General features: G+C 43.5%; 5 protein-coding genes. 3 read left to right on the forward strand and 2 right to left on the reverse strand.

Features of this window, described 5'->3' with window-relative positions; genetic code table 11:
* Positions 1 to 1,066 (reverse strand): TraI/MobA(P) family conjugative relaxase (traI, locus tag ABF87_RS13965; protein WP_160829732.1); only part of this gene is annotated, 1,066 nt, incomplete at its 3' end.
* Between the two features lie 22 nt (positions 1,067 to 1,088).
* Complete coding sequence (locus tag ABF87_RS13970; protein WP_160829733.1) at positions 1,089 to 1,430, reverse strand: conjugal transfer protein TraJ; 342 nt, start codon at positions 1,428 to 1,430, stop codon at positions 1,089 to 1,091.
* A 344-nt stretch (positions 1,431 to 1,774) separates the two neighbouring features.
* On the opposite strand from ABF87_RS13970, the gene ABF87_RS13975 reads away from it, so the two are divergent.
* The 3 genes from ABF87_RS13975 to ABF87_RS13985 are packed head-to-tail and all read left to right on the forward strand — an operon-like array spanning position 1,775 to position 3,275.
* The gene (locus ABF87_RS13975; protein WP_160829734.1) at positions 1,775 to 2,104 is read left to right on the forward strand and encodes a TraK family protein; all 330 of its coding nucleotides are present in this window, start codon (positions 1,775 to 1,777) and stop codon (positions 2,102 to 2,104) included.
* Entirely contained in the window at positions 2,104 to 2,835 is a 732-nt protein-coding gene (locus ABF87_RS13980; protein WP_160829735.1) for an AAA family ATPase, read from the forward strand. The genes ABF87_RS13975 and ABF87_RS13980 overlap by 1 nt, the downstream gene beginning before the upstream one ends.
* Positions 2,832 to 3,275 (forward strand): conjugal transfer protein TraM, encoded by a 444-nt coding sequence (locus ABF87_RS13985; protein WP_160829736.1) that lies wholly within the window; start codon positions 2,832 to 2,834, stop codon positions 3,273 to 3,275. Before ABF87_RS13980 ends, ABF87_RS13985 begins: the two co-directional genes overlap by 4 nt.
* The last annotated feature ends 58 nt before the right edge of the window (positions 3,276 to 3,333 follow it).

Below are 3,333 nucleotides of genomic sequence, written 5' to 3' on the forward strand. Positions count from 1 at the left end.
CTTGCATCGACGTTTTGAATTGCTGATGCGCGGTGGCGTACAGCGCTTTTTTGGCTAATCTCCCTGCCTGAATATTCTTGATAATGCCGCGTTTGAGTGCTGCTTCTCGTTTTGCGCGCTCAATGAGTTGATCCCGAGTATGTCGCAACCCAGCCCATTGCATTGAGCGTTGCTGAGACACATTGCTCTGCTCTTCTTGATATCGTGCATACAGCTTGGATGTATCAATCCCGGGTTGTAATGGCCGTGGCTTAAATTGTCTGATAACTTCCCGATCATTGCGTTGTGCTGAAGTAAGCACATTGGGTACAAAAGCGCCCAGCCTCTGAGTCAGATTCCCTTTGGAGAGAGAGCGATCAACTGAGCTTGCTTTAACAGCTACGCCATTGTCGGCAATTATGATAAATCCATTGCCTCGTTCTTTGAGTTCAAGTCCATGACCTTTAAGTATCCCGTGTAGTGCCTGCCAATCATCAGCTTGTTTGATTTCACCGAGTACTTCACGCTTGATCCAGCCCAGCAGACTTTCCACCCCTGTTCTAGCTTCAATGTCCTGCGCTATTCTGGATGCTTCATCTTTCACGGTTTCATGATTAACTATTGTTAATTCATATTCCTGCTCGATCTGCTCACAAGTCTTAGCGACAATCTTATAGTCATAATAGGGATTGTGTATGGTAAGCCGCCTGGGATGTATCTTATTGATGGCAATATGCACGTGTAGAAAATCAGTATCGTCATGGATGACGCTCACACGTTGATGATCCTTAAACCCTAACGCATCACAAAATCGCGCTTCAATGGCATTAAGATCGGCATGCGGCAAACGCTCCCCTTGCGGGAAGCTCAGCACCAGGTGACAGGTTTTATCTGATCTGGCGCGAGTATTCATGCCTTGGGTATTCTGAATTTCAAGCACAGCTGCAGGCAACTCGTCTGTAAAACAGTTTGCAACCGTAATCTGACTGATCCGCTCGCTTTTACCCTGCGGATTGGTCAGATACTGTATCAGTGCAGAATAGTTGCTTTTGCGCACCGATTTGATGGGGATGATTTTGGCGATCATGGCAACGTTAACTGTTAAGTATTCATCTTTTTTTGAGTTCCAGAATGGCTGTCAACATGGCGTTCTGTGTTGAGCGTATCGCATACAGCGTGTCTTCAATGTCTGATTTGCTCGTAATCTTTAGCCGTACATCATTGGTTAGCCACATTTTCAACAACCCCCCTACCCTACCCATATCGCCGTTGATTCTTAATAGCTGTTCTATTTGTCTATTATCGATAACGCTAGGTACTGTGTACCCAAGGCTCACCATGCGCATATATCTGGCCATGGATAGCCCAGCGGTTTTTGCATTTTCCTGGATCTCCTGCTTTTCAATCAGCGTTACCGGCACTCGAAGATGACATACGCGTTTCTGATTCATGACCTTCCTTGGTGGTTGTTTTTAGAGATATCAGCCTCGCAGAGCAAGATTCGTTGAGCACAAAGTGCGAATAAGAGAATGTGAAGTTAGCTAACTTCACATATCTTGCCCGGTAGAGTTAGTTAATAACGGAGATAGTATCACTAAAGAATTACATTGCAAACATACGATATATGGATATAATAATATTAAAAGGATATAAAAATATGTCTTTAAATAACTTTAATATCATTCATATACATATATTTATATGAATATAGAAAGCAAAAACAACGAAATGCTAAGTAAATGAAAAGATCAATTAACAAAAATTATTTTTCATCACACAAAGTCAGGAAATTGCTATGAGCCTCTCTTTATCTCAACGCATTGCTCTGAATGAGCAGAAGAACCCGGCCCGAAGAAAGAATCTATACGGCCCCTCATTTCTGGCTCTAAAGACTGATATTAGTAAGGCACTCCAGGATGGGTGGTCTATGCGCCAGATATGGTCGACATTGAAGGAAGAGAAGAAAATTGGCTGTTCCTATCTGTGGTTCAGGAGCCTTGTCAAAAAGCATATTTTTGACAAGGCAGAAAAGAAGCAAGGGAAGGTGACAACAATGATCACTTCAGAAAATGAAAACAGTGGATTTAACTTTCGTTCATCAATTGATAAAGAGGATTTAATCTGATGGCTAAAATACACATGATCTTGCAAGGAAAAGGCGGTGTCGGAAAATCTTTCATCGCATCAGTTCTGGCTCAGCACAAGCTCGCCAAAGGCAAGAAAATTGTTTGTGTGGACACAGATCCAGTCAATGCAACATTTCACGGATTCAAGAAGCTTAACGTCAAACGAATCAATGTGATGGCCGGCGATGAAATCGATCCCAGACGTTTTGATGAGCTGATTGAACTCATTGCTATTACTGAAACCGATGTGATTATCGATAATGGCGCAAGCACTTTTGTGCCGATGTCGCACTACCTGATCAGTAACCAGATCCCTGCCCTACTTCCGGATATGGGCCATGAGCTGGTCGTTCACACCGTAATTACCGGCAGCCAGGCATTGATCGATACACTGACGGGTTTTGCGAATTTGATTGAGTCTTTCCCAACTGAGACGAAGTTTGTGGTGTGGCTGAATCCCTACTGGGGCGACATCGAAATGGATGGGAAACGGTTTGAAAACATGAAAACGTATCTGGACAATAAAGCCCGAGTCTCGGCCATCATCCAAATTCCCTCCTACAAAGCCGATACGTTCGGCAAAGATCTAAGTGAAATACTGCAATCTAAATTGACCTTCAATGAGGCATTAGATAACAAAGCGCTGCCCATTATGGTGCGCCAGCGGTTGAACATCATCAAGAAGCAGCTTTTTACCAATATTGAAAACGTGGCGGCCGTATTGACATGACTATCAATGCGGATGACCAATATACCCGGATCATGGCAGCGATCGCAGCAAAGCACGGCGTAGCGCTCTCCGAAGATGATCCGATATTGATGGTTTATACCCTGAATGAAATCCTACTCCAGGAAAACAATAAAGCCCATCAGATGCTTCTGAATAATTTTCGCGCAACATTGGAAGAAAATATTCATCATTGGTCACAAGCAACCGAAAGCAGGGCCAATTTACTTTCCCAAACTAGCTCGCGCAATATCCATCAGTTAAGCGAGCAAGTCGTCAACGCCTGCTTTGAGTCAATCGATCAAAAGATCGAGTCGAGTTTTAACGAAAAGTTAAAAGAGATAACCACCCTCTCCCGCAATATCCGGCTTGCCGCTCTCATCAATTTATGGGCGACAAGCCTCTTCTTTGGGGCTGTTTTGATTCTACTGCTCGTTTTCTAGGGGTTAAGTACTCTTCGGAAAATTTTATAGTTTTCAGAGGTTTTATGATCGACACACA

Origin of the sequence: Nitrosomonas sp. JL21 (assembly GCF_009833095.1) — a bacterium.
Taxonomy (GTDB): Bacteria; Pseudomonadota; Gammaproteobacteria; order Burkholderiales; family Nitrosomonadaceae; genus Nitrosomonas.